At 63.4% G+C, this 25,216-nt stretch carries 21 protein-coding genes; 12 read left to right on the forward strand and 9 right to left on the reverse strand.

From position 1 onward, the window contains the following. The first annotated feature begins 7 nt into the window (after positions 1 to 7). The 9 genes from lhpH to J3489_RS12585 all read left to right on the forward strand — a co-directional run bounded on the left by lhpH (position 8) and on the right by J3489_RS12585 (position 8,637). Positions 8 to 1,015, forward strand: a complete 1,008-nt coding sequence (gene lhpH, locus J3489_RS12545) for a trans-3-hydroxy-L-proline dehydratase (protein ID WP_206998373.1) — start codon at positions 8 to 10, stop codon at positions 1,013 to 1,015. Positions 1,016 to 1,310: 295 nt separating this feature from the next. Then, complete coding sequence (locus J3489_RS12550; protein WP_206998375.1) at positions 1,311 to 2,120, forward strand: SDR family NAD(P)-dependent oxidoreductase; 810 nt, start codon at positions 1,311 to 1,313, stop codon at positions 2,118 to 2,120. Positions 2,121 to 2,394: 274 nt separating this feature from the next. Beyond that, positions 2,395 to 3,423: an SGNH/GDSL hydrolase family protein gene (locus tag J3489_RS12555; RefSeq protein WP_206998522.1), complete on the forward strand. Its 1,029-nt coding sequence runs from the start codon at positions 2,395 to 2,397 to the stop codon at positions 3,421 to 3,423. A gap of 402 nt (positions 3,424 to 3,825) precedes the next feature. Next, positions 3,826 to 4,191: a hypothetical protein gene (locus J3489_RS12560; protein ID WP_206998377.1), complete on the forward strand. Its 366-nt coding sequence runs from the start codon at positions 3,826 to 3,828 to the stop codon at positions 4,189 to 4,191. A gap of 359 nt (positions 4,192 to 4,550) precedes the next feature. Continuing rightward, positions 4,551 to 4,889, forward strand: a complete 339-nt coding sequence (locus J3489_RS12565) for a DUF4148 domain-containing protein (protein ID WP_206998379.1) — start codon at positions 4,551 to 4,553, stop codon at positions 4,887 to 4,889. 284 nt (positions 4,890 to 5,173) lie between these two features. Next, positions 5,174 to 5,662, forward strand: coding sequence for an adenosine-specific kinase (locus tag J3489_RS12570; protein WP_206998381.1), 489 nt, complete (start codon positions 5,174 to 5,176; stop codon positions 5,660 to 5,662). 121 nt (positions 5,663 to 5,783) lie between these two features. Beyond that, positions 5,784 to 6,584 (forward strand): 2OG-Fe(II) oxygenase, encoded by an 801-nt coding sequence (locus J3489_RS12575; protein ID WP_206998383.1) that lies wholly within the window; start codon positions 5,784 to 5,786, stop codon positions 6,582 to 6,584. A 192-nt stretch (positions 6,585 to 6,776) separates the two neighbouring features. Further along, positions 6,777 to 7,874, forward strand: a complete 1,098-nt coding sequence (locus J3489_RS12580; RefSeq protein ID WP_206998385.1) for a CHASE domain-containing protein — start codon at positions 6,777 to 6,779, stop codon at positions 7,872 to 7,874. A gap of 109 nt (positions 7,875 to 7,983) precedes the next feature. After that, positions 7,984 to 8,637: a phosphoribosyltransferase gene (locus tag J3489_RS12585; RefSeq protein WP_206998387.1), complete on the forward strand. Its 654-nt coding sequence runs from the start codon at positions 7,984 to 7,986 to the stop codon at positions 8,635 to 8,637. A 253-nt stretch (positions 8,638 to 8,890) separates the two neighbouring features. On the opposite strand, the gene J3489_RS12590 is transcribed toward J3489_RS12585, so the two are convergent. The 9 genes from J3489_RS12590 to J3489_RS12630 all read right to left on the reverse strand — a co-directional run bounded on the left by J3489_RS12590 (position 8,891) and on the right by J3489_RS12630 (position 22,904). Continuing rightward, positions 8,891 to 10,576: a SpoVR family protein gene (locus J3489_RS12590; protein WP_206998389.1), complete on the reverse strand. Its 1,686-nt coding sequence runs from the start codon at positions 10,574 to 10,576 to the stop codon at positions 8,891 to 8,893. Then, entirely contained in the window at positions 10,573 to 11,838 is a 1,266-nt protein-coding gene (locus J3489_RS12595; protein ID WP_206998391.1) for a YeaH/YhbH family protein, read from the reverse strand. Before J3489_RS12595 ends, J3489_RS12590 begins: the two co-directional genes overlap by 4 nt. A 132-nt stretch (positions 11,839 to 11,970) precedes the next feature. Beyond that, positions 11,971 to 13,893: a PrkA family serine protein kinase gene (locus tag J3489_RS12600; protein ID WP_206998393.1), complete on the reverse strand. Its 1,923-nt coding sequence runs from the start codon at positions 13,891 to 13,893 to the stop codon at positions 11,971 to 11,973. A 646-nt stretch (positions 13,894 to 14,539) separates the two neighbouring features. Next, entirely contained in the window at positions 14,540 to 17,062 is a 2,523-nt protein-coding gene (locus J3489_RS12605; protein WP_242539971.1) for a penicillin acylase family protein, read from the reverse strand. A gap of 323 nt (positions 17,063 to 17,385) precedes the next feature. Next, positions 17,386 to 18,414, reverse strand: coding sequence for a LacI family DNA-binding transcriptional regulator (locus tag J3489_RS12610; protein WP_206998395.1), 1,029 nt, complete (start codon positions 18,412 to 18,414; stop codon positions 17,386 to 17,388). A 242-nt stretch (positions 18,415 to 18,656) separates the two neighbouring features. Continuing rightward, on the reverse strand, positions 18,657 to 19,694 hold the full coding sequence (locus J3489_RS12615) for an ABC transporter permease (RefSeq protein ID WP_206998397.1): 1,038 nt from the start codon (positions 19,692 to 19,694) through the stop codon (positions 18,657 to 18,659). Then, positions 19,691 to 21,271, reverse strand: a complete 1,581-nt coding sequence (locus J3489_RS12620; RefSeq protein ID WP_206998399.1) for a sugar ABC transporter ATP-binding protein — start codon at positions 21,269 to 21,271, stop codon at positions 19,691 to 19,693. Before J3489_RS12620 ends, J3489_RS12615 begins: the two co-directional genes overlap by 4 nt. Positions 21,272 to 21,434: 163 nt before the next feature. Next, positions 21,435 to 22,388 carry a sugar ABC transporter substrate-binding protein gene (locus tag J3489_RS12625; RefSeq protein WP_206998401.1) on the reverse strand — a complete coding sequence of 318 codons (954 nt, stop codon included), beginning with the start codon at positions 22,386 to 22,388 and terminating at the stop codon, positions 21,435 to 21,437. 234 nt (positions 22,389 to 22,622) lie between these two features. Then, on the reverse strand, positions 22,623 to 22,904 hold the full coding sequence (locus J3489_RS12630; protein ID WP_206998403.1) for a hypothetical protein: 282 nt from the start codon (positions 22,902 to 22,904) through the stop codon (positions 22,623 to 22,625). A 392-nt stretch (positions 22,905 to 23,296) separates the two neighbouring features. Here J3489_RS12630 and J3489_RS12635 point away from each other — a divergent pair, with 392 nt between their 5' ends. The 3 genes from J3489_RS12635 to J3489_RS12645 all read left to right on the forward strand — a co-directional run bounded on the left by J3489_RS12635 (position 23,297) and on the right by J3489_RS12645 (position 25,144). Next, positions 23,297 to 23,605 carry a PsiF family protein gene (locus tag J3489_RS12635; protein ID WP_206998405.1) on the forward strand — a complete coding sequence of 103 codons (309 nt, stop codon included), beginning with the start codon at positions 23,297 to 23,299 and terminating at the stop codon, positions 23,603 to 23,605. A 240-nt stretch (positions 23,606 to 23,845) separates the two neighbouring features. Further along, entirely contained in the window at positions 23,846 to 24,289 is a 444-nt protein-coding gene (locus J3489_RS12640; RefSeq protein ID WP_206998407.1) for a hypothetical protein, read from the forward strand. Between the two features lie 267 nt (positions 24,290 to 24,556). Next, the gene (locus tag J3489_RS12645) at positions 24,557 to 25,144 is read left to right on the forward strand and encodes a BPSL1445 family SYLF domain-containing lipoprotein (protein WP_206998409.1); all 588 of its coding nucleotides are present in this window, start codon (positions 24,557 to 24,559) and stop codon (positions 25,142 to 25,144) included. Positions 25,145 to 25,216: the final 72 nt, after the last annotated feature.

A 25,216-nucleotide genomic window follows, 5' to 3' on the forward strand; every position in this document is an offset into this window, starting at 1 on the left:
TTCACTCATGAAAATCACCCGATCCATTTCGACGGTAGAAGTCCACACAGGCGGCGAAGCGTTCCGGATCGTGACGAGCGGCCTGCCGCGCATGCAAGGCGACACGATCGTCAAACGCCGCGCGTGGCTCAAGCAAAACGCCGACGAGATCCGCCGCGCGCTGATGTTCGAACCGCGCGGCCACGCCGATATGTATGGCGGCTACCTGACCGAGCCGGTCAGCGAAACCGCCGACTTCGGCGTGATCTTCGTTCACAACGAAGGCTATAGCGACCATTGCGGGCATGGCGTCATTGCACTTGCCACTGCCGCCGTCGAATTGGGTTGGGTGACGCGCACGAGCCCCGAGACGCGGGTCGGCATCGACGCGCCGTGCGGCTTTATCGAAGCGTTCGTCAGGTGGGACGGCGACCATGCGGGGCCGGTGCGCTTCGTCAACGTGCCGTCGTTTATCTGGAAGCAGGACGTGTCGGTCGACACGCCGTCGTTCGGCAAGGTCACGGGCGACATTGCCTACGGCGGCGCGTTTTACTTCTATGCCGATGGCGCCCCGCATGGGCTCGAAGTGCGCGAGTCCGACGTCGAGCGCCTCATCCGGTTCGGCGCGGAGGTCAAGGACGCGGCCAACCACGCGTTCCCGGTCGTGCATCCGGAGATCCCCGAGATCAACCATATCTACGGCACGATCATCGCGAACGAACCGCGTCACGCGGGATCGACGCAGGCGAACTGCTGCGTGTTCGCCGATCGCGAAGTCGATCGGTCGCCGACCGGCTCGGGGACCGGCGGCCGCGTCGCGCAGCTTTATTTGCGAGGCCGGATGTCGAAGGACGACACGCTCGTCAACGAATCGATCGTCGGGACGATCTTCAAGGGACGCGTGCTGCGCGAAACGACCGTGGGCGGCATCAAGGCGGTGATTCCGGAAGTGGAGGGCAGCGCCTACGTGTGCGGTTTCGCGAACTGGATCGTCGACGAGCGCGACCCGCTCACGTATGGGTTTCTTGTGAGGTGAGCGTTCGAATCGCGGGCCAGAGCGCGTGCCTTTTCGCCGATCTCACTCCCACCTAGCGCCCCGCTCGACGCTAACCTTGCACGGCTGGCAGCAAATCGACGCGGAAAAGGGCGAATTGCTCAAACACACCGTGCGAACGCAGACGCGCGTATTGCCGGAAATATGGAGCGCGGAGGGCAGGGTTGTCTGAAAAAGTTGGATATTGGACATTGGAGACAGCCGCGCATCCTCCTATTCTCCGTCCTGTGCAGACCGACATCGGGTCGGCGCCTCAACAGGAAAACGGAGAATCATCATGAGCAACCCCCAACACAAAGGTACCGCGCTGATTACGGGCGCGTCTTCCGGCATCGGCGCCGTCTACGCGGACCGGCTCGCCCGGCGCGGCTATGACTTGATCCTCGTCGCGCGCAACCGCGAGCGGCTCGATCAACTGGCAAATCGTCTGACGACGGCGAGCGGCCGTTCCATCGAAGTCGTCGCAGCCGATCTCGGCCACAAGGCGGACGTGCGTCGCGTCGAAGACATCCTGCGCACCGATTCGAGCATTACGATGCTGGTGAACAACGCGGGCTTCGGCGGAGCGGGCCCGCTCTTGGTGTCCGATCCGGACAAGATGGAAGCGATGATCGAGTTGAACGTCACGGCGCTCACGCGGCTCACGTATGCGATCGCACCGAAGTTCGTCGAGCGCGGCAGCGGGACGATCGTCAATATTGCGTCGATTGTCGCGGTGGCGCCGGAGCTCCTGAATGGCGTCTATGGCGGCACCAAGGCGTTCGTGCTCGCCTTCAGCCAGTCCCTGCGCCATGAACTCGCGGACAAAGGCGTGCGCATCCAGGCTGTGCTGCCGGGCGCGACGCGCACGGAGTTTTGGGGCATCGCGGGTCAGCCGGTCGAGAATCTGCCCGAAAGCATCGTGATGAGCGCCGAAGATCTCGTCGATGCGGCGCTCGCCGGGCTCGATCAGGGCGAGCTCGCGACGGTTCCGTCGCTGCCCGATGCGGCCGATTGGAACGCGTTCGAGTCGGCTCGCGCGGCGCTCGGACCGAACCTGTCGCGTAGCGAGCCGGCCCCGCGATACGGGGTACCCGCGGCGCGATAGCGCGGCGGATGCGATCTCTTCGGATCGCCCGATGCGGCCACGCAGCGTCATCTGAATCCGGAGGAGCGGCTATCGCATCAGCTTTGCGAATGACGGGCCGCGTCTTCGATCACGGGGGCCACTTGCCGCTTCAATGCTCGCTGAAATGGTGAATCAGGACGATAGCGCATCCTTTTTGCTTAACGTAGGTGTTTGCTGCAAAGAACGTTATGCAAGCGGGAGATAGGCCGGCCACTTGAGCGTGGCTGTCCGGTCGACCAGCGGGGGAGGCGAGATGCGCGCATTGAATGATAAGGTACGTGCTGCAATTTCTGCCGTGCTGGTTGCACTGCTTACCGCATGCGGCGGGCATGGGAGCGGGACAAGCAGTGGCAGCGGCAGCGGCGCGGCCACCCCGGCGGGCGGCGTCAATCTGCAAATCGTCTCGTTCGGTGACAGCTTGTCGGACGTGGGGACCTATGCGCCGATCGCGAGCGCGGTAGGCGGGGGGCGTTTCACGACCAATCCAGGACAAGTGTGGACTCAGAATGTCGCGCAATACTACGGCGATACGCTAAGCGCGGCGTTTACGATCGACATCACCCATAAATTGAGTGCGCAAAGCGGTCTTGGCTATGCGGAGGGCGGCTCCACGGTCGCGACGCCGGCAAATCTGTACGACTTTCTAACCGACGTGATCGGCAACGTCGAAATGCCCGTCAATCAGCAAGTTTCGAGCTATTTGGCCGCTCACGGGAGCTTCAATTCAAATCAACTGGTGCTGGTCTGGGCTGGCTCGAACGACGTGCTTCGCGCGGGGGCGCTGCCGGCCGCGGCGCAGACCGTGCAGACGGCGGCAACGACTCTGGCTCAAGTTATCGGACAAATCGTCCAGAGCGGCGCCACGCATGTCGTCGTGGTCAATGTTCCGAATATCGGGTTATCGCCCAAAGGTATCGCCTCGCCCGACGGCGGGGCAACGCTGACCCAGGTATCGCAAATGTTCAACGACAGCTTGAACGCTTCCTTGCAGGCCAATGGCCTGCAAGGCAAGGTCATCCAGATCGATTCTTACACTTGGGTGAATCAGATCATCGCGAATTTTCAGGCCAATGGTTTCGCCGTGTCCAACACCGGCCAAGCCTGCGACCCCGCGAAAACACCTGATGACACGTCATTGTTTTGCTCGCCGACTACCTACGTGACGGCCAATGCCGATCAGACGTACATGTTCGCCGACGACCTTCATCCGACGACCCGTTTGCACACGCTGTTCGCGCAGTTCGTGGAACAGCAGATCGCCAGGAGCGGTCTCGGTCACTGAGGTCCGGGGCTGGGCGCATGAGCGGCTCTTGCAATCGCGCAGCGAACCGCCAGCTCGGGAATCGGACATTTCTAATGAGCCAAAACCAGACATTACTAAAAAGCTGTAACACAAAAAATGTCGATAATTTATCTTATGTTAAATTTAAAATACCTCGAACACGAGGTCCAGACAACCGCCCCGGTGCCCGGCGACCACACGCAAACGATGTCCGCCGCTCGCGACGCGACCGCATTCCCCGGCAAATGACGCCAGCCCGCGTTTTAGAGGGTCCACCCGTGCGAACCCGAGTCTGTGCGGGAGACCCTCCTGTGCTTGCTAAAGGCGTGTTATTGTCAAAGCGAAGGACCACGGGTTCGCCTAACGGCACCCCGAACGCAAGTTACATTCGCGAGCGTCGCCATGAGTGATGTACGCCAACACCTAAGTCCAAACGACCGTGTCGAACTGCTTTGCTGGCTGACGTGCGGCAGCCTCGGGGCGTATTACCTGAACGAGGAATGGCCGCAGGCCTCTTTTCACGTGCAGGCAGCGCACAAGTGGCTGGACCGCCATATGCGCGACGCGGACTGGCTCAGCATCGCCAAGCTGTCCGCCCTTGCGATCGATATCGCCCGGTCGCACGCCAGGTTCGTCGATGCCGACTGGGCTCGCGAAGCGGTCGAAGAAATCCTGGATACCGACGACCTGAATTTCGAGGCACGGTTGGTCCAGCAGGTACTCGAGGATTGCCGGCGCGCTCTGACAGATAAACGCCCCGCCGACTGAGCCCGGCACGCTTACTCGGGGCAAACCGCTCGCGGCGTCCGCCCGTTCCGCGAGCTGATCCGCCATCTCACCCGAGACGAAATAATCGCTGACCCTATTTGCCGGCGCGAAGCGCGTTTGCGGCAAGCCTCGCGCGCCTTCGCGCGGTGATTTTGAATCGATTACGGGAAGAAAACGCGGGGTTCCGTGGTTTACCCAAGCAGGTCCGCCACTTTAGGGACCTCACGTGACCGCTACGGCTGATCAGCCCAGTCCGCGACGAGAACAAAAAATCAGCAACCGGGAATAAAGCCGACTCACGCTGTGTTCACCCAGATGTAGCAAGTGAGATTTAACTGATATCAACTTAGGAGTTCGAAATGAACAAGCGCCTCGTTGTCGCCTTTTCAATGGTCTTCCTTGCCTCGGCCGGCGTCGCCACCAGCGCGTCCGCTCAGGAAAAGACCCGCGCCGAAGTCCGTCAGGAATTGATTCAAGCGGAAAACAACGGCTCGCGTTTGGTTACCGACACGTCGTATCCCGACATCAATCCGATCTTCGCGCAACAAGCGGCCCGCGCGCAGCAGCGCGAAAGCAGCGTCGGCCCGGAAATGTCCGGCTCGAGCGCGGCGGGCGTCGCAGGCAAGACAGCGACGCAGAGGGGCGGTTCGAGCTGCGTGGGACCGGCGAGCTACTGCACGATTTACTTCGGTAGCTGAAACGGCTGACAAGATGCAAAACAACCCATGCGAATGGCAGCCCGTCTCGGCTTTCGAAGCCTGGACGCACACTTGAATATCGGGTGTCCATGTTCTTCAAGACGCTGGCTTCCATTCCGGGAAAACATCGGTTTCCCGGTGTGCCGACCCGCCCCCGCCCGCATATTTCTGTGCCGGTCGCTTTCGCTCGCCTCCGCTTCGTACTACGCTTGATGTGTCCGACGTTTTGCGCCCTCCCGCGTGGACATGTGTCCGTATGTGTACGTTAAGGAGCGAGGTCCAACATGCATCAACTGCTCACCGTATCCATCTCGAAGCCGGAAACCACCAACTTCATCCTGGGACAATCGCACTTCATCAAGTCGGTCGAAGACATTCACGAGGCCGTAGTCGGCACAGTGCCCGGCATCAAATTCGGCCTGGCGTTTTGCGAAGCATCCGGCAAGCGCCTCGTGCGCCGCTCCGGCACCGACGCCGGCTTGACCGAACTGGCGTGCAAGAACGCGATGTCGATAGGCGCCGGCCACAGCTTCATCGTCGTGCTCGGCGACGGCTATTTCCCGGTCAACATTCTCAACGCGATCAAGTCCGTGCCCGAGGTCTGCCGCATCTTCTGTGCGACGGCCAACCCGACCGAAGTCGTCATCGCCGAGACGGGACAGGGCCGAGCCATCCTCGGCGTGGTCGATGGGTTCCCGCCGCTTGGGATCGAAAACGACGAAGACGTTCAATGGCGCAAGGAACTGCTGCGCAAAATCGGCTACAAGGCGTGACACCCGCTTGAAGCGAGAGTGCGCGACATTCGGGCGCCGGGAATTTGACCGCAAGAGTCGGAGTGCGAGGCCGTCGCTGCGTCCGTAGACTGTGCTCCTGGACAACGCACCGGCCCCTCGCATGAACACGCCACTCAGCTCAAGTTCGCGCCTGCGCGCGAGCGGGCGCGTCGACGCGCCTTCCGCTTTCGCCCTCCTTCCCGCCGCGTCGTCGATCGCGATCGCCCAGCGCGTGGACTCGCTAGATTGGCCCCGCGTCGAAGACGATCTGGGCCAGTATGGTTGCGCGACGCTGCCCGCCTTGCTGACGGCCGCGGAATGCGACGCGCTGACGGCGCTCTACCCGCGCGACGATATCTATCGCAGCCGCGTCGTCATGGAACGCCACGGCTTCGGCCGCGGCGAGTACAAATATTTCGCTTATCCGTTGCCGGAACTCGTCGCTGCGCTGCGCTCGACGATCTACCCGCATCTCGCGCCGGTAGCGAACCGCTGGAACGAAGCTATGCGCGTTGCGACGCGCTATCCGGCCACGCACGAAGCGTTCATCCGGCTCTGTCATGCAGCGGGGCAGCAGCGCCCCACTCCGCTGATCCTCCAATACGGCGAGGGGGACTACAACTGTCTCCATCAAGACCTGTACGGCGAGTCCGTGTTCCCGCTGCAAGTCGCGATTCTGTTGTCGCAGCCGGGCAGCGACTTCACCGGCGGCGAATTCGTGCTGACCGAACAGCGTCCGCGCATGCAGTCGCGCGTCGAGGTCGTGCCGCTTGCCCGTGGCGATGCGGTGATTTTCGCGGTCAACCATCGTCCGGTTCAGGGCTCGCGCGGCGTCTACCGCGTCGCGTTGCGGCACGGCGTGAGCCGTCTGCGTTCGGGCCGGCGGCACACCATCGGTGTGATCTTTCACGACGCGCTCTGACAAGCGGATCGGCCGGCGATGGACGCCGGCGCGCCGGCCGGAGGCTCCCTGGCAGCCAAGCCGCAAAACGCGCACAATTTCCCCTCGGACGAGCTCGCTGCCGAAGCACAGGAACAGAATAAATCCGTCTTTGCCGCCGTGCCGCTGTCAGAGCCGCCGAGGCGCTTAGGACCTCACTTGCCACCACACCGCATGACCGTCTACGAAAAAACCTCGGGTCACGACATGCCGAATCCGCCGCCCGAGCGATCAGCCACGCTCGTTCGGCGTCCCGCGTTCGCAGCCGTTATCACCTTTATCGTCGCGCTCGCCGCCGTGATCGGCGCGTGGCGGATCGTGCACGACCAACTGCAGCGCGCCGCGCTCGCGCGCTTCGAATGGCGTGCCGCGCAGACCACTGTCGAGTTGCGCAACAAGCTGGGCGCATGCGAGGAGATCCTGCGCGGTGCGAGCGGTCTCATCGCCGTGACGCAGCCGGCCTTGCCGGCACTTTCCGCTTCGTCTGCGGCTCCTGTTTCCCCCGACGCCTGGCGCCGGTATGTATCACGCCTCGATCTCGACGAAAAGCAGCCCGCCCTGCGCGCGCTGGGCTATGCGACGGCCGCAACGGACGGCGTGGTGGGCCTTGCGGGCGACATCAAGGCAGACAGCGCGCCGGACGCAAAAGTTGCCGCCGACAGCAGCGCATCGGCCAGCGCGCTGGTGCCCGTCACGCTCATGTATCCGCAGCGCTCCGACGCCGCGCCGCTCGCCTACGATCTCGGCCGCGACCCGTCACGCCGCGGCGCATTGCTGCGCGCGGCCGATACCGGCCAGCCCGCGCTCATCGCACGTCCGGTCGCGTTCGACACCCGCACTGATTCGAATCGCCCGCGCTTCGAACTGTATCTGCCGGTGTACCGAAGCGCCCACCTTGCCGCGACGAAGGAAGCGCGGCGGGCCGATGTCGCCGGCTTTGTCGTCGCGCATCTCGACGCCGGGTGGCTGCTCGGCAGCCTGGAGGTCCACGAAAGGAACATCGATCTGCAGATGTACGCGGGTTCGCCCGCGAACCTTCTGTACGCGACATCCGATGCCGTAGACAACGCCCCCACCCATACGCTCTTCAGCCGGACGGAGACGCTGCGCTTCGGCGGCGAGCCGCTCACGCTCATCTATACGACGGACGACCGCTACCTGGGCTCCGGCGACGCGCTCAGCGCCGCACTCGTGCTGGCACTCGGCGTGCTCGCGTCGTTTTTCATGGGGGCGCTCGTGTTCGTGATCGCGCGAGATCGTCCAGAGGCATAGCGCGCGTCGCGTGTCCGGACACGCCCCTTGGGTGGCCGCGCGCGACGCCGGACGCTTTCGCGCACGGCGTCTACCATAGAGACACGAGCCTTAGACCGCGGGGCGCATCATGTACGCATTGTTCAGGGATCGATCCGAAGCGGGCCGTATTCTTGCGGCCCAATTGCGAAACGAGGGGGTCAGCCAAGATGCGGTCGTTCTCGCGCTGCCGCGCGGGGGAGTGCCGGTCGGCTTCGAGGTCGCAACGGCGCTCGATGCCGAACTCGACGTGCTCCCCGTGCGCAAGCTCGGCGTGCCCGGCGAGCGCGAACTCGCAATGGGCGCGATCGCGGCGGGAGGCGCCTTGTACGTCGACCACGGCACGATGCACATCGCACGCGTCACGCAGGCACAGTTCGAGGCGGTGCACGCGGAGGAGCAAATCGAACTGGCGCGCCGCGCGACGCTCTATCGCGGCGAGAACGCACCGGCCATCGTCGAGGGACGCGTCGCGATCGTCGTCGACGACGGCATGGCGACCGGCTCCTCGATGCAAGCCGCCGTGCGCGCATTGCGCAAACAGCAGCCCGCGCGCGTGATCATCGGCCTGCCGGTGGCGCCGCTCGGCGCGCAAGCGGATTTCAGCGGCATCGTCGATGCGTTTGTCTGCGTCGCCAATCCGCCGAATTTCTACAGCGTCGGCCAATACTACGAAGACTTCGGCGAGACGAGCGACGACGAAGTCCGTGAACTTCTCGCCCGTGCCCGGGCACGCAAGTCATGACGGTCAAGCAAGGCGCTTGCTCATCTAAACTGCCGTGTTGAGCAGTTGCGTGGTCGGGTTCCCGCTCGGAAAAAAGGCTGATTTCTGAAAGGCTGAAAATTTTAAACAAACGAAAGCTTTTGTGTTTGCAAATCGTCAGAAGGAGCATGCGATAGCAAGCGCCGGAAGCCGCGCGCGAAAGTGCGAGCGAAAAAAAGCCAGCCCGAAGGCTGGCTAGATCGAACATCGGATTTTTGAGGGCTTCAGCGCGACGTCAGAGCCGAAGCGCAGGCGCCGCATAGCGGCAGTCGTAGCGCTTCCTCACGGTGCCGTTCTCGTCGACGCTTTCCAGATACACGTCGAACTGCCACAGGCGCGCCATGTGCTTGAGGACTTCCTCGCTATCGCTTGCCAAATGACGGTTGTCGCTCATGAAATGCCGCAGCGTCAGGCTGCGATCGCCGCGCGTATTCACGGACCATACCTGAATGTTCGGCTCGCGATGATGCATGTCGTACTGGCGGGACAGCGCCTGCCGCACGTACTGATAGCCGCTCTCGTCGTGAATTGCGGAGACTTCGAGCGCATCGCGCATGTCGTCGTCGAGCACCGAGAAGAGGCGCATGTCGCGTATCAAGTGCGGCGACAAGTACTGCGCGATGAAGCTCTCGTCCTTGAAGTTGCGCATCGCGTAGTGCAGCGCTTCGAGCCACGGCGTGCCGGCCATTTCCGGAAACCATTTGCGGTCTTCTTCGGTCGGCGATTCGCAAATCCGGCGGATGTCGCTCATCATCGAAAAGCCGAGCGCGTACGGATTGATCCCGCTGTAATACGGCTTCGTGACGGGCGGCTGATAGATGACGTTGCTATGCGAATGGAGGAATTCCATCATGAAGCCGTCTTCGAGCAAGCCTTGCTGGTAGAGCGTGTTGAGCAGCGTGTAATGCCAGAACGTCGCCCAGCCTTCGTTCATCACCTGCGTCTGCCGCTGCGGATAGAAGTACTGGCCGATCTTGCGAACGATGCGGATCACTTCGCGCTCCCACGGCTCGAGCAGCGGCGCGTTCTTTTCGGCGAAATACAGCAGGTTTTCCTGCGGCTCGGGCGGGTATCGCCCCTCCTCTTCTTCGGCTTCCAGTTGCTTCTTGATCGGCAGCGTGCGCCACAATTCGTTGACCTGCGACTGCAGATAAGCCTCGCGTTCGCGGCGAAGTGCCGACTCCTTCGCAAGCGACAGCTTCTGCGGCCGCTTGTAGCGGTCCACGCCGTAGTTCATCAGCGCGTGGCAGGAATCGAGCAGCTCTTCGACGCGATCGAGGCCGTAGCGCTCCTCGCATTCGGCGATGTAGTTCTTGCCGTAGACCAGATAGTCGATGATCGCGTGCGCATCCGTCCACAAGCGGAACAAATAGTTGCCCTTGAAGAACGAGTTGTGCCCGTAGGCCGCGTGCGCGATCACGAGGGCCTGCATCGTCATCGTATTCTCTTCCATCAGATACGCGATGCAGGGGTTCGAGTTGATGACGATTTCGTACGCAAGCCCCATCTGGCCCCGCCGATAGCTCTTCTCGGTGGCAAGAAAATGCTTGCCGAACGACCAGTGCCGGTAGTTGACCGGCATGCCGACGGACGCGTACGCATCCATCATTTGTTCGGCGCTGATGACTTCGAGCTGGATCGGATACACATCGAGCTCATATTGCTCTGCAACATGAGCGATGTGCGTGTCGTACTCCTCGATCAGCTCAAAGGTCCAGTCGGACGGGCACGGCAGAGGCCGTCGGTCGGCAACGTTCATACGGACTTCCCTTTGCCCCAGTTCGGGCGCTTCGGTGTGCCCTCGCGTGTCGGTGCGGGTGCCGGGCTCGCGCTGCGCTTGTGGATGATGCGCATGCGTCCCTTTTCGTCGGCGCTCCGGCTGATAGCCGCGCGCCTCGTTATGCAGGTGCTTCGTGCTCATGCGGCCACCTGCTTTTCGAACAACTCTCTGAACACAGGGTAAATGTCAGCCGCCGTCTCGACTTTCTTCATCGCGAGGTGCTGCTGACTCACCGCAAGCTGCGCATATTCAAGCCACAGGTTCTGCTCCTCCGGCGCCACTTGAATATACGCAAAATACCGCGTCTTCGTCAGGATGTCATCTTGCAGGATCTTACGGCACTTGGGCGAGTCGTCGGTCCAGTTGTCGCCGTCGGACGCCTGGGCTCCGTAAATATTCCATTCAGTCGGCGAATAGCGCTCCTCCATCACCTTGCGCATCAGTTCGAGCGCGCTCGATACCACCGTGCCGCCGCTTTCGGTCGAATGGAAGAAGGTGTCTTCGTCGACTTCCTCCGCGCGCGTGTGGTGACGGATGAACACCACTTCGATCTTTTCGTAGTTACGTTTCAGGAATAAGTACAGCAGGATGAAGAAGCGCTTGGAGAGGTCCTTGCGCTGCTCGTCCATCGAGCCGGACACGTCCATCAGGCAGAACATCACCGCTTGACTCGACGGCTGCGGCTGCTTCACGCGGTTGACATAACGCAGGTCGAAGGGATCGATGAACGGGATGCGCCAGATGCGCCCGCGCAAATGATGGATCTCTTCTTCGAGCAGTTTGATTTCTTCCCGGCGATCGCCCGGGTCGTTCGTCAGTTCTTCGAGCTGCTGCTCGAGTTCGCGAAGATCGTTGACGAGCGGCGCACCGAGCGCGATGCGCCGGCCCAATGCGCTGCGCAGCGACCGGACGACATCGATGTTGTTCGGCGTGCCTTCGGCAGCCCAGCCGGCGCGGATGCTCTTCCACGTCGGCACGGCAAGCAAATGGGTTTTGACGAGACGCGGCAACTCCAGGTCGTCGAAGAAGTACTGCATGAACTCTTCGCGCGAGAGCTCGAACACGAAATCGTCCTGCCCCTCGCCCTCGTTGCTCGCCTGACTGCCGCCGCCTCCGCTGCCGCCCTGCGGCCTGGGAATCTTGTCGCCGCGGATATAGTCGGAGTTGCCCGGATGCACCATTTCGCGCTTGCCGCCGGGGCCATGCCGGAACGACGGCTCCGCGATGTCCTTACGCGGAATCGTGATGCTCTGGGTGTTCTGGATATCTTTGATGCTGCGATCACGCACCGCGTCGGAAACGGCGCGGCGAATATAGTTTTTCACGCGGCGCAAGAAGCGCTCGCGGTTTGCAATGCTCTTGTTCTTGCCTGCCAGCCTGCGGTCGATGATTTGGTGAAGCACAGCCGGTCTCCCGCTTGGAGTTCTCGAGCGCGAGGCGCGAGTGACGGCGCGGGACTAGGTCATAGGCCCGCGCGGCTCACGCCTCGCAAGGGGCTCGCGCGGACGCCCCGCGCGAGCCAGGCACGCTTCGGCTCATGACGACTTCCGAACGCGCAGATACCAGTCGCACAAGAGCCGGACCTGCTTCGGCGTATAGCCCTTGGTGACCATTCGGTTGACGAAGTCTTCGTGCTTGCGCTGTTCCTCCGCCGATCCTTTCGCATTGAACGAAATGACAGGCAACAGTTCCTCCGTATTCGAGAACATCTTCTTTTCGATCACGACACGCAGCTTCTCGTAGCTGATCCAGGCCGGATTCTTGCCGCCATTGGCCGCCCGCGCCCGCAACACGAAATTGACGATCTCGTTGCGGAAGTCCTTCGGGTTGCTGATGCCGGCAGGCTTCTCGATCTTTTCGAGCTCCGCGTTCAACGCAGCGCGATCGAAGCTCTCGCCCGTGTCGTGATCGCGGAATTCCTGATCCTGTATCCAGAAGTCCGCATACGTCACGTAGCGATCGAAGATGTTCTGCCCATACTCGGAATACGACTCCAGATACGCGGTCTGAATCTCCTTGCCGATGAACTCCGCATAGCGCGAGGCGAGGACGTCCTTCACAAAGGACAGGAACTTCTGTTCCGTCTCCGGTGGGAACTGCTCACGTTCGATCTGCTGTTCGAGCACGTACATCAGGTGCACCGGGTTCGCCGCGACTTCTGTCGAATCGAAGTTGAACACGCGCGACAGGATCTTGAACGCAAAGCGTGTCGACACGCCCGTCATGCCTTCGTCGACGCCCGCGAAATCGCGGTACTCCTGATACGACTTTGCTTTCGGATCGGTGTCCTTGAGGTTTTCGCCGTCGTACACCTGCATCTTCGAGAAGAGGCTCGAGTTCTCCGGCTCCTGCAAGCGCGTGAGCACCGAGAACTGCGCGATCATCTTCAGCGTGCCTGGCGCGCAGACCGATTGCCCGAGCGACGAGTTGCGAATGAGCTTCTCGTAGATCTTGATCTCTTCCGACGAGCGCAGGCAATACGGCACCTTCACGACGAAGATCCGGTCGAGCAGCGCTTCGTTGTTGCGGTTGTTCCTGAACGCCTTCCATTCGGATTCGTTCGAGTGCGCGAGGATGATGCCTTCAAACGGGATCGCGCCGAAGCCTTCCGTGCCCTTGAAGTTGCCTTCCTGGGTTGCCGTCAGCAACGGGTGCAGCACCTTGATCGGCGCCTTGAACATCTCGACGAACTCGAGCAAGCCCTGGTTCGCGAGGCACAGGCCGCCGGAATAGCTGTAGGCGTCGGCGTCGTCCTGGGCGTACTGTTCGAGCTTGCGGATATCGACCTTGCCGACAAGCGACGAGATGTCTTGATTGTTCTCGTCGCCCGGCTCCGTCTTCGCGATGCCGATCTGCCGGAGGATCGAAGGATAGCGGCGCACGACGCGAAACTTGCGGATGTCGCCGTTGTATTCGTGAAGACGCTTCACGGCCCACGGGCTCAGGATGTTCTTCAAATAGCGGCGCGGTATACCGTATTGCTCTTCCAGGATCGGGCCGTCTTCGTCATAGTCGAAGAGCCCGAGTGGCGACTCGTTCACGGGCGAACCCTTGATCGAGTAGAACGGTACGCGCTCCATCAATTGCTTGAGACGCTCCGCGATTGACGACTTCCCGCCCCCGACAGGCCCCAGCAGATAGAGAATCTGCTTCTTTTCTTCAAGCCCTTGAGCCGCATGCCGGAAGTAGGCGACGACCTGCTCGATCACCTCTTCCATTCCGTAGAACTCACGGAACGCGGGGTATACCTTGATGACTTTGTTCGCGAAGATCCTCGATAAGCGCGGGTCGTTGCGAGTGTCGATCTGTTCGGGTTCGCCGATTGCCGTCAGCATGCGTTCGCCAGCTGTAGCGTACGCGGCGGGATTGTCTTTGCAGAGCGCGAGATACTCTTCGAGCGAGAACTCCTCTTCTCGTGTTTTCTCGAAGCGGTTCGCGAAGCTGCTGTAGATATCCATGCTACCTCCATGCCGAAGTCTGCGATCGATGCCGCGCGCGGCGCGCAAAATCGGAAACGACATCGCTCGAATTCATCCTAAACCCTTTTAAATTTTTTTTCACGGACAACGTGGTGAAAAGCGCTTCGCGTCATTCCCATCTTGGAAACGCAGAATCGGTCACCTACAATCTTGTTCCCGAATCCTCAATCCCGCAGCGGCTCCCGCTGTTGCCGGCGACAAAACTTCTCGTGCGTTAGACGGTGACGCAGCGCAAGAAATTCGCCTGTACGCCAGCGTACCTTCATTGCGCCTCTCGCGTACTGCTCGTCTGTCATCCCACATATCTCCCACGCTGCCGATGTGCGCTTTTTGCGGCGCTTTCTGCGCGTCTTCGCAGTGCTCGTCCAGCGCGGCTATCGTCCGACTTGCAGCGCAGCGGGTCTCCTCGCCTTCCCGTTCCTACCTTATACGCACGACACCCGGTTTCCGATTACACGGTGTGTCGATTGGTTACAGTTTTTTCGTGAGTATCGTCGCGATGCTGAGATGGTGCATGCGCGAGCGTCGTTTTCCGGCGCTGCCGCGTCGATCGACACCTCTTTTTCTCGATCCGTTCCGGTTGCCCTAAGTCACCTTCGAGCAAACCTTCAGTTTGATTGCGCGCTCATCGAAGCGGCGTCAGCGTAAGCCGATGGATATCCGGTCCGGGCAAGAACGCGCTCGGGTGGCCGCGTACCCACGCAATGTGACCCGCCAAAAAAAACGGCGACAGCGGATGTCCCGATGCGCCGCCCGGCATCTCCAGAATGCCGTCTTCTTCATGACCGGGCGACACCGCGAAGCGCTCGGATGCGCCGAACGACGGGTGCTGGACGCGTGGCATGTCGATGTCGCCCGGCATCGGGTCGGCCGGCGCGCCCAGCCATCCGCGCAGCGGCGGCGGCAACAGCCGCGCGAACGGGTGATAGAGCGCGAGGCGATTGCGCTCGCCCCAGCGGGCGTCGTCGAGCGTGGCGCGACGGCGCAGGTTGCGGGCGATCGCCGCGTCGATGCGATCGAGCACGAACGCGCGCCAGTTCGCATCGCGCGAAGGCACCCACGCATGCTGCTGCGCGAGCGCTTCCATCAGCGGCTCGAGACGCGACGATGCGCGGCTGGTCGTCGGCGCCGAAAGCCATGGCATGGCGCCCTTCGCCGACGATGGTTGCGGCCAGCGCTGCTGCATGCGCGCATCGAGCGGGCCGAACCACGCGTCGTAGAACGATTGATAGAAATCGCGGACGAGCGTGTAGCCGGCCGCATCGCTATCCGCGCGCCCGTTCCAGGCGCTCACGATGCGCTTGAACGCGGCACGCTGCGGATGATCGCGCAGCGCCTCTTCATCGAGCGTATCGAGCGCAAGGTCGCGCCAGTACCGCACCCACAGCGCGCGGTCGTCGAGCTGAATGGCGAGCAGATCGCGCTCGTCGAAGCGTTCGCGGGCGAACAGGTCATCGCGGATCTGCGTGGCGCGCGCGCCCATGTCGGCGCCGCTGTCGCCGATCTTGCGCTGTTCCTCCGCGTTGCCGAGTTGCATATTGTTTGCGGTCCACAGACGGCCTTGCGGCGGATCGATCACGCGCGGATAGCTCGCGGCAGGCAAGCGCTCGAACTTCAACGCCGCCGAAGCGGCGCTGGCCGGAACCGGCAACCCTTGCGAGTCGAGCCTCGCATCGGGCAAGGGGCCCGCGAGCGTCCAGGCGATATGGCCGCTGCGATCGGCGACGACGAGATTCTGCGTCGGGATGCCGCTCATCTGTCCGGCTGCAAGCGCCTGCGTGACGTCGCGCGCCTGCTCCATGCGGATCAGATTCACGTTGACCGCGCCGGGCAGATACGCGGCCCAGTGCACGGCGTAGGTGCGCGCGCTGGGGCCATAGCCTCCGCCACCCTCGCCCCCCTTGCCTCCGTCCGCTTCCAGCATCGGCCCCCAGCGCGTCTCGCGCACCGGCAGTTGCACGGCGGCCGAGCCTTTGACGGCAATCGTCTCGACATGCTCTTCTGCCCGTTCCCAAGCGCCGCTTGGCCCGCGATAGCGCAACGGATCGGCTGGATCGCGCTCGAGTCCCACCAAGTCGATGAAATGTCCGTAGCTGTTCGTGAAACCCCACGCCACGTCGCCGTTGCTGCCCGCCACGACGAGCGGCGTGCCGGGCAGGTTCACGCCGGAAAGGCGCCGGGCGTGGCCCGAATCGTCGGGGAAATACAGCGTCAGCCGGTACCAGATGTTCGGCAGGCGCAGACCGAGATGCATGTCGTTCGCGACGAGCGCGCGTCCGCCCACGCCGTGCGCGGCATCGACGGCCCAGTTGTTGCTGCCTATCGCTGCCGCAGGGGGCACGAAGGCGTCGGCGTGCGCGGTCGTTGCCGCAGGCAACGGATCGTCGAGCCAGTCCGGACGGGTCGTTGGAATGACGGGCGGTCCTGCGACGGTCGGCCGGCCGTCGAGCGGCGCGTCCCAACGGCTGCCGGAAGGCGTCAGAAACGCGAACAACTCGGGCGGCACCGCATCGCGGAGCGCGGCGCGCGCGAGGATGCGCGGCACTTCGCCCGCCTGGAGGTCGAGGTACATCGCGTAGACCACGAGCAGCGTGTCGGCAGGCCGCCACGGTTGCGGCTCGACGCGCAGCACCGCGTATTCGAACGGCCGCGCGCGCAATGCCGCGAGGCCGGCGTTGACGCCGTCCGTATAGCGGCCGAGCACCGCGCGCTCGTCCGCGGGCAGCGCCGCGACCGCTCTTTCGGCTCGCGCGCGAAAGCGATTCAGGCGATTTTGCTCGTCGATCGCGAGCGCGTCGGCGCCGACCAGCGCAGCGAGTTCCCCTGCTGCGACGCGGCGCAGCACGTCCATCTGGAAGAAGCGGTCCTGCGCCTGCGCGAAACCGGTGGCGAACGCGACGTCGGCGCGTGTCGCGCCGCGGATCGTCACGGTGCCCTGCGCGTCGCGCGAGATCGTGACGGGGGCGGAAAGGCCCGCTTCGATGCGGGTGCCGTCAAGTTCGGGGAGACTCGCGCGCAGGAAAAACCAGACTCCCGCCGCGCAGAGGATAACGATCAGAAGAATCGCCGCCGCGCCAATGCCGGCGATCCGCGCGATCGCAGCCATGCGGGAGGGGGTGCGGCGGGCTTCGGTGCGCAACAGCATCATAGGCAGGCATCCCGGGGCAGATCGGTTGGCGCATCGGCACGATGGCGCTGCGCGCATTCTAACGGGGACGTGAGACGGCTACGCCCCTGACCCAGCGCCCTGGCTGCCGCCCGGAGCGCTTAAAACGTCTCCGAGTCGTCGGAGCCGCCGGCCGTCGTCGCTGCGGCCCGCGCGCACCGAATAGCTTGAATAGGCGCGATCAGACGCAGCGCTCTAGCGTCGTTAACGGCGCCGACGCTGAGGACTTGAAGCACTTTTTACCGTATGGGAAATGCGCTCGGCAGGGGTCTGTAATTTTTACAAACTCCGCTTTGCGAACCGGGCTAAGCGCAAAGCGCGATGTGTCCAGGCTCCGCATAGACAGCAGTCGATTCGCGCAGGACAAGGCGCGGCGACACGACGCGACGGCGCGTCGGTCCGGCGGCGGCGCCCGTGATGCGCTCGATCAGCGTCTGCGCCGCCGTTTCGCCGAGCGCGCGCACCGACTGCCCGACGGTCGACAGCGCCGGATACGTGTAAGCGCTGAACTCGATGTCGTCGAAACCGATGATCGAGCAGTCCCGCGGCACGCGTATGCCGCGTTCGGCGGCCGCACGCAGCGCGCCGATGCCCATCATGTCGTTGCACGCGAAGATTGCGCTCGGGCGCATGGTATCGAACAGTTGACTCGCCGCGAGATGGCCGCCCGCGCCGGAAAAATCGCTTTCGACGATCGCGCTCGGCGCGATCTCGATGCCGCGCTCGGCCATCGCGCGAATGAAGCCGTGCACGCGCATCGCGCTCACGGCGGTTGAAACCGGTCCCGTGATGCAGCCGATTTTCGCGTGTCCGAGTTCGAGCAGGTGCCTCGTGGCGAGATAAGCGCCCTTTTCGTGGTCGATCTGCACGAGATCGGCGGCGAGCCCTTCGATGTTGCGATCGACGATCACGAGCGGTTCGTGCCCATCGGCGAGGCTCTCCGCGAGCACGGCGTCGTCGCCCGCAGACGCGACGATCAGCCCGTCGATGCGCTTTTCCTGCAGCACGCGCAAGTAGTTGCGCTGCTTGGCGGGGTCGTCGTCGGAATTGCAGAAGAACACGCAATAACCCTTGCGCGCGCAACCATCCTCGATGCCCCGCGCAAGCTCGGCGAAGTAAGGATTCGTGCTGTTCGGCACGACGAGGCCGATCGTGGCCGTCGCGCGCGCCTTCAGCGACCGCGCGACCGCCGACGGCACGTAGTTGAGCTGGTCGATCGCCCGCTCGACTTTCGCGCGCAGGTCGGCCGACACCGGACGCGAATTGTTCACCACATGCGACACCGTGGTGAACGATACGCCAGCCACGGCCGCTACATCCTTGATCGTCGCCATAACCCGTTTCTCTCTCGCTTGTTTTTATTGCCGGCAGGCGAGCCCTGGCCCTTACCGGCCGCCATTCACCTTCTACACCTGCCTCATTACGCTCAGCTTGCGCCGCGGCGCCGCCTGATGACTGCTTCTTTCGCGGCCGCGACGGAACGCCCCGTATTGCCATTCCGCTATAACGGCAATTTTTTTGAAAGGCTGAACCGTCCGATGATGCCCGATGCCGATCCTGTCCAATGTGGGTTACGTCACGCGCGCTTGCGGCGGCTTCGGTACGTGTCGAGCACGACGGCCACCACGATCACCGCGCCGGTGATGATCCGCTTGGTCGGCTCGTTCGCGCCGATCTGCGCGAGCCCCGCAGCCAGCACCGAGATGATCAGCACGCCAAAGAACGTGCTGATGACGGAGCCGCGCCCGCCCATCAGGCTCGTGCCGCCGATCACCACGGCCGCGATCACCTGCAGCTCGGCGCCGGCACCGGCGTTCGGATCGGCGGCTTCGAGCCGCGAGATCTGGAACAAGGCGGCCAAGCCCGACAGCGCACCCATCAGCGCGAACACCACGACCTTGTAGGGACGCGGATTGACGCCCGCGAGGCGCACCGCCTCCTCGTTGGTGCCGATGCCGACCAGATAGCGGCCGAACACCGTGCGCGTCAAAACGAGTTGCGCCGCGATCATCACGGCCACCGCGATCAGGAACGCCGGCGAGATGCCGAGCGCGATCGGGTTGGAGAGGAAGTCGAACGCGTCGCCGATATACGCGGTGCGCGAGTTGGTCATCTGATAGGCGAGCCCGCGTGCCGCTTCCAGCACGCCGAGCGACACGATGAACGACGGAATCCGCCAGCCCACCGTCACCGCGCCCGTCACCGTGCCCGTGAGCGCGGCAGCCGCGAGACCGAGCAGCGCCGACGGAAACGGCCCCCAGCTCCATTGCAGCGCGGCGACGCTGACCACCGAGGCGCCGAGCGCGAGCACCGAGCCCACCGACAGATCGATCCCCGCGATGATCAGCACGAAGGTCATGCCGACCGACATCACGACGAGGTCGGGAATCTGGTTGGCGATCGTGCTGAAGGTGTCGTAGGTCAGGAAGTGCGAGCTCAGCACCGAGAAGAGCGCGATCATCGCCGCGAGTGCGCCCGCGAGCCCGAGATAGTTCGAGAAGCCGAGCCGCGTACCGGCCGGCGCGGTGCGCTCGGCGCCGCCGCTTTCGGCAGCCGCGCTCGCTGCGCTTGCACCACCGCTTGCGCCAGGCTTCGGCGCCGGTTGGTCGGTCATGACAGACTCCCTGCCTGATGCGTGTCGTGGGGGCGCAACAGCGCGTCGCGCCCGCTGTAGCCCGCGAATGCGGCGGCCAGCAGCTCGTCTTGCGTCCAGTTGTCCCGCGTGAAAATGCCCGTCATCCTTCCTGCCGACATCACGCCGATCCGGTCGCAGATCAGCATCAGTTCGCGCAAGTCGCTCGAGACGACGACGAGCGCGCGGCCCTCGCGGGCGAGCGTGCCCATGAGGCCGTAGATGTCGAACTTCGCGCCGACGTCGATGCCGCGCGTCGGCTCGTCAAAGAGAAGGACCGTGGTGGCGCGCGCGAGCCAGCGGCCGATCACGACTTTCTGCTGGTTGCCGCCCGACAGCTCGCCGACCGGCTGCGCCGGCCCCGCCGCGCGCACGCGGAGTGTATCGATCTGGGTTTGCGCGAGCGCGGTTTCGCGGCGTGCATCGACGATGCCGCGCCTGGCGACGCCCCGCAGATTGCCGAGCGAGACGTTCGCCGCGATCGGCTGCGGCAGCAGCAACCCTTCGCCCTTGCGATCCTCCGTGATGAGCGCGATGCCGTGCTTCACCGCATCCGACGGCGAGCCGATGTGCACGGCCGCGAGCGGCCGGCCGACCGACACCGTCCCGCGATCGGCGAGGTCGGCGCCGTAAATCAAGCGCATCAGTTCCGTGCGCCCCGCGCCGATCAACCCGCTCACGCCGAAGATCTCGCCCTCGCGCACCTCGAACGAGACGTCGCGCACCGCCTGGCCGCGACCGAGCTTATCGACTTTCAGGAGCGGCGCGCCGATCTTGCGTTCGCCGAGATCGATCCGCTCGCCGATTTCGCGTCCCACCATCAGCGTGACGATGCGATCGCTCGTCACATTCGCCATCCGGTCCGCATGGACGAGCCGTCCGTCGCGCAGCACGGCGGCGCGATCCGCGATCCGTGCGAGCTCCTCCAGCCGATGCGAGATGTAGACGAGCGCGACGCCGCGATCCTTGAGCCGCCCGATCTGCTCGAACAGCAGGTCGACTTCGCGCGCGGTCAGCATCGCGGTGGGCTCGTCGAGGATCAGCACGCGCGTGTCGCCGATCAGGTTGCGCGCGATCTCCACCATCTGCTGGTGGCCGATGCCGAGCTCGCCGACGAGCGTATCCGGATCGATCGCATCGAGCCCGACCTGCGCCATCGCGACGCGCGCGTCCGCGCGCAGGCGCCGCCTGTCGATCCAGCCGAGCGTCTTCGGGCCGAGGCGCGGCAGATGGTTCAGGAACAGGTTCTCGGCGACCGAGAGCGTCGGCAGCAGATTCAGCTCCTGCATCACCATCCGCACGCCGAGCGTTTCGGCGACGGTGCGGCTCGCCGGCGCATACGGCTCGCCCGCCAGCCGCATACCGCCCGTGGTCGGCTCGATCAGACCGCCGATGATCTTCGACAACGTGCTTTTGCCCGCACCGTTCTCGCCGGTCAGCGCCAGCACCTCGCCCGCGAAGAGTTCGAGCGCGACGTCGGTCAGTACCGGCTCCGCGTAGGTCTTGCCGATGCCGGTCACGGACAGCACTGCGGTCATTTCGTCGTGGGTCGAATCCATCGCGAATCGGCGATCGCCATGAGGGCTATCTTGAAGATAACGGCAATGCCGCGTCTTTCTTGAGCGTTCGTTGAATTAGCGGGCCGGCCGGGCATGGACCGCCTTAAGCCGTTCCGCCAAACCGTCAGGCGCTCCGCGTCGCGACACCCGCCGGCGGCCGGCGTCACTTGGTGACCAGATCGACCGGCGTCTCGACGACACCCGACAGCTCCGATTGCTTATTGTGCCCGGCGATCGCCTTCAACGCGGTGTCGATGCCGAACACGGCCTGCTTCGCCGCGTACTGATTGGCCGTTGCGAGCACGCGCCCGTCCTTGAGCATCGGCTTGATTGCGTCGATGTCGTCGTAGCCGACCACGTACACCTTGCCCTGCTTGCCCGCCGCGCGCACGGCCGACACGGCGCCGATCGCCATGTTGTCGTTGCCGCACAGGAGCGCCTTCAGATTCGGGTACTCGTTCAACATCGCGGAGGCCACGGCATTGCCCTTGTCGATTTCCCACTCGCCGGACTGCACCGAATCGATCTTCGCGCCGACCTTTTGCATCGCATCCTTGAAGCCCGCGGTGCGCTGCTGCGCGTTGGTGGTCGTCGAAACGCCCTCGAGAATGCCGACCTCGTCGCCCGCCTTGAGCTTCTGCGCGAGGTAGTCGCCGACCTTCTCCGCGCCCTTGCGGTTGTCCGGCCCGACGAACGGCACGTTCAGGTCCTTCGACTTCAGCACGTCCGGATCGAGCCGGTTGTCGATGTTGACCACGATGATGCCGGCATCGACCGCCTTCTTCACGACCGGCACGAGCGCCTTCGAATCGGCGGGCGCGAGCACGATCGCATCGACCTTCGACACGATCATCTGCTCGACGATGCGGATCTGGCTGGCGGTATCGGTCTCGTCCTTGATGCCGTTCGTGATCAGGTCGAACTGGCTGGCGTTGTGCTTCTGATAGTCCTTCGCGCCGGTTTCCATGGTCAGGAAGAACTCGTTGGCGAGCGACTTCATCACGAGGGCGACCTTCGGCTTCTTCGGCGCCTGAGCAAAGGCGGAAAACGGCATCGCCGCGGCGGCGGCAAGGACGACGGCGGCGGTCAGCACGCGGCGACGAATGCGGTGATTCATGCAAGTCTCCTTTTGCTTATGGGCTCGGGACGAGCCGTTTTTTGATGTGAGCGGGAGCGCCTATGCTGGACCGTTATTGCGAAGCGCGCAAGGATGGGCCTCGAAGGCTGGGGTTTCTGCTAAGACAAGCAAGGAAGCAAAGGGCCGGCGCCGCAGGCCATGCGGCGCCAAGACAAGGCAGGGAGCGGAAGGGAGCGGGAAGGAAGCGGATTGGACGCGGGCGCCGCAATGCGGCTAGAGCCCCTCGACGGACTGTCCGTCCACCTTGCCGTCGATGATGTCGCGCGCGTACTGCACGCCGGTCTTGTGCGCTTCGATTTGACTTTCGAAGGGATCATGCTCCGGCACGCCGAACATTTCGGACTTGCCGTGCTCGCCGCTCAACTGCCGCGAAATGGTGACGACGATATCGAAGCGCCGCGGCCCATCGGGCACCTCGTTGCCTTCCTTTGCGCGGCGCAGGGCTTGGACCGCGATCGCAAAGCCTTTGTATTGCTCCGATAGAGGAACCGACATCGCAAACTCCGTTTGGATGGAATGATCCCGTCACGGCTTGCTGTCAGCCGATACGCGGCGCCCCGACGGCGCGCGCCCGGGATACTGGTCCGCGTACGCAAGACCCGTTCCGCTCGGATCGTGGCCAATCTGCCGCCCGATTGCCGTAGCGTTGCCGCTCGCGCAACCCGCATGCGCGCCGGAATTCGATCTCCGGATCGCTCGACGCTTGAATTACCGGCAAATTTGAAGAAATTACCGGCGGCTTTTTCGGCTTGGCATTTCTAGCTTTTATTGGGATGGCTTTGCCATAATGCGACGGCGCCCAGCCCGCTCGAGTCGATCGAGGTCCGAGCGGCAACCTGCGCGCGGTCGCATCGCCAATAACGCTAATCCCCCGTTTGGAGTGTCGAATGAAGATCCGATCCGCTATCGCCCTGTCTGCGTATGCCGCCGTTCTCGCCGGCGCCACGCTCGCCTCTCCGGCTTTCGCGCAAAACAGCCAGCAATCGAAGATGACGATGTGCAACCAGCAGGCCGGCGACAAGAAAGGCGATGACCGCAAGGCATTCATGAAGGACTGCTTGTCGAAGAACTCGGCCGCCAGCGCGAAGCCGATGACGCAGCAAGAAAAGATGACCCTGTGCAACAAGCAAGCCGGCGACAAGAAAGGCGACGACCGCAAGGCATTCATGAAGGACTGCCTGAGCAACAAGAGCTAAGCGCGGGCCGCCTCCTGTCGTCCCGGGCTTCGCTCGGCCCGGGCTGAGCGCCGCACCGCCGTGCGCTTGCGGCCGCTCTTGTCCTGCCTTGTTCGGTGATCGCCGCGCGTGCGATCGCAATGCGGCGATATGTCGCATTTTCTTCTATGATGGCTGCGAAGACGGTCCGCTCCCCAATACGACAATGCGCCATCGGGCCGCCGTCTCGTCGTTGATGCGTAAAGCATTGCGGAGGCTGGAATGGCATGGAGACAAAACCGCTGGTTCAGGCGGTGGCTGATCGTCATCATCTTCTGGTTGGTGCCGGTGATGATTGTCGCGGTACACGAGATCCGGGACGAGATGGCCTATAACACGGTCGACCTCAACAACGCGCTCACGACCTGGACCTTCACCGACGCCCAGCGCGCCGCGGGCGCCCCTGCCCGCTGCCACGGCAAGCCGGACGAGGCGCGCTCGGCCGGCTGCCCGGCCGATGTCCTTGCCGCCAATGCGGCACGCCAACAAGAAGCCATCGACGAATACGCGCTCAGAAAAAGCACGCTCGCGAGCTATCTCTGGCACGCGTTCGTCGGCTATTGGGTGGTTCCTGCGGCGTTCATTTTTGCGGTCGGCCTGGTGATCGCGGGCATCCGCCGCGCCTTGCGCCGGCCGCCCGCCGTGAAAAGCCCGGCGAATCATTGACCGTTGCGGGCCGGGCACGGTTTCTGCCTGTCAAGCAAGTGAAAGGCCGCTTTCAAAGTGTTCCAGACGCCCTAACATTGCGCAAAAAGCAATGTTTATCGAACCGCTCAGAATCACCGAAACGAACCGTCGGTTGGCATTAATGACCGTCCAGCAAGGCTTTCCGAGATGAAGTCAGGGTTTAGAAACTTGTCTCTGTGTTATAACGCTTCGTACAAACCTCTCATTTTGTGAGGTTTTCCTTGAAGATCCACGACGGAGAAAAAGATGCAAAAACGCAAACTGATGCTCAAGGCAGCAGCGGCGATCGTAGTCGGCAGCCTCGCGCTGGCTGGCTGCACGACCACGCCGAATCAGCCCGATACCAGCGCCACCAATGCGTCCAAGCGCCAGTCGATCAACGCCAGCGTGGACGCCACGATGTCGCGTCTCTTTGCCACGGTGCCCGGCTCGCGTGAGCTCGTCGGCAAAGCCCGCGGCGTGCTGGTGTTCCCGTCGGTCATCCAGGCCGGCTTGATCGTCGGCGGCCAATATGGCGAAGGTGCGCTGCGCGTAGGCGGCAGCACGGTCGGCTACTACAGCACGGCCACCGGCTCGTTAGGCCTGCAGGCCGGCGCACAATCGAAGGCGATCGTGTTCCTGTTCATGACGCAGGACTCGCTCGACAAATTCCGCAGCTCGGACGGCTGGTCGGCCGGCGGCGACGCCTCGGTCGCGCTCGTGAAGATGGGCGCCAACGGTGCGGTCGACACGACAACGGCCACCTCGCCGGTCGAGGTGTTCGTGCTGACGAACGCGGGCCTGATGGGCGATCTGTCGCTGCAAGGCACGAAGGTCTCGCGCCTCAATATCTAAGCGGCGCGCCGAGTAAGCGCTCTGCACTCACTCGGGTCGGCACAAGCAGAAACGGCGATGCATTGCGCATCG

The sequence above is a fragment of the Trinickia mobilis genome (assembly GCF_017315705.1).
In the GTDB taxonomy this organism is placed as follows: Bacteria; Pseudomonadota; Gammaproteobacteria; order Burkholderiales; family Burkholderiaceae; genus Trinickia_A; species Trinickia_A mobilis.

Coding starts and splice junctions, on each gene's coding strand:
- J3489_RS12575 (WP_206998383.1), top strand. CDS start 5,784: ATGAACACGCCACTCAGCTCAAGTTCGCGCCTGCGCGCGAGCGGGCGC.
- J3489_RS12600 (WP_206998393.1), bottom strand. CDS start 13,893: ATGGATATCTACAGCAGCTTCGCGAACCGCTTCGAGAAAACACGAGAA.
- J3489_RS12620 (WP_206998399.1), bottom strand. CDS start 21,271: ATGGATTCGACCCACGACGAAATGACCGCAGTGCTGTCCGTGACCGGC.
- J3489_RS12610 (WP_206998395.1), bottom strand. CDS start 18,414: ATGGCGACGATCAAGGATGTAGCGGCCGTGGCTGGCGTATCGTTCACC.
- J3489_RS12560 (WP_206998377.1), top strand. CDS start 3,826: ATGAGTGATGTACGCCAACACCTAAGTCCAAACGACCGTGTCGAACTG.
- J3489_RS12580 (WP_206998385.1), top strand. CDS start 6,777: ATGACCGTCTACGAAAAAACCTCGGGTCACGACATGCCGAATCCGCCG.
- J3489_RS12570 (WP_206998381.1), top strand. CDS start 5,174: ATGCATCAACTGCTCACCGTATCCATCTCGAAGCCGGAAACCACCAAC.
- J3489_RS12640 (WP_206998407.1), top strand. CDS start 23,846: ATGGCATGGAGACAAAACCGCTGGTTCAGGCGGTGGCTGATCGTCATC.
- J3489_RS12635 (WP_206998405.1), top strand. CDS start 23,297: ATGAAGATCCGATCCGCTATCGCCCTGTCTGCGTATGCCGCCGTTCTC.
- J3489_RS12555 (WP_206998522.1), top strand. CDS start 2,395: ATGCGCGCATTGAATGATAAGGTACGTGCTGCAATTTCTGCCGTGCTG.
- J3489_RS12615 (WP_206998397.1), bottom strand. CDS start 19,694: ATGACCGACCAACCGGCGCCGAAGCCTGGCGCAAGCGGTGGTGCAAGC.
- J3489_RS12590 (WP_206998389.1), bottom strand. CDS start 10,576: ATGAGCACGAAGCACCTGCATAACGAGGCGCGCGGCTATCAGCCGGAG.
- J3489_RS12605 (WP_242539971.1), bottom strand. CDS start 17,062: ATGATGCTGTTGCGCACCGAAGCCCGCCGCACCCCCTCCCGCATGGCT.
- lhpH (WP_206998373.1), top strand. CDS start 8: ATGAAAATCACCCGATCCATTTCGACGGTAGAAGTCCACACAGGCGGC.
- J3489_RS12645 (WP_206998409.1), top strand. CDS start 24,557: ATGCAAAAACGCAAACTGATGCTCAAGGCAGCAGCGGCGATCGTAGTC.
- J3489_RS12585 (WP_206998387.1), top strand. CDS start 7,984: ATGTACGCATTGTTCAGGGATCGATCCGAAGCGGGCCGTATTCTTGCG.
- J3489_RS12625 (WP_206998401.1), bottom strand. CDS start 22,388: ATGAATCACCGCATTCGTCGCCGCGTGCTGACCGCCGCCGTCGTCCTT.
- J3489_RS12565 (WP_206998379.1), top strand. CDS start 4,551: ATGAACAAGCGCCTCGTTGTCGCCTTTTCAATGGTCTTCCTTGCCTCG.
- J3489_RS12630 (WP_206998403.1), bottom strand. CDS start 22,904: ATGTCGGTTCCTCTATCGGAGCAATACAAAGGCTTTGCGATCGCGGTC.
- J3489_RS12550 (WP_206998375.1), top strand. CDS start 1,311: ATGAGCAACCCCCAACACAAAGGTACCGCGCTGATTACGGGCGCGTCT.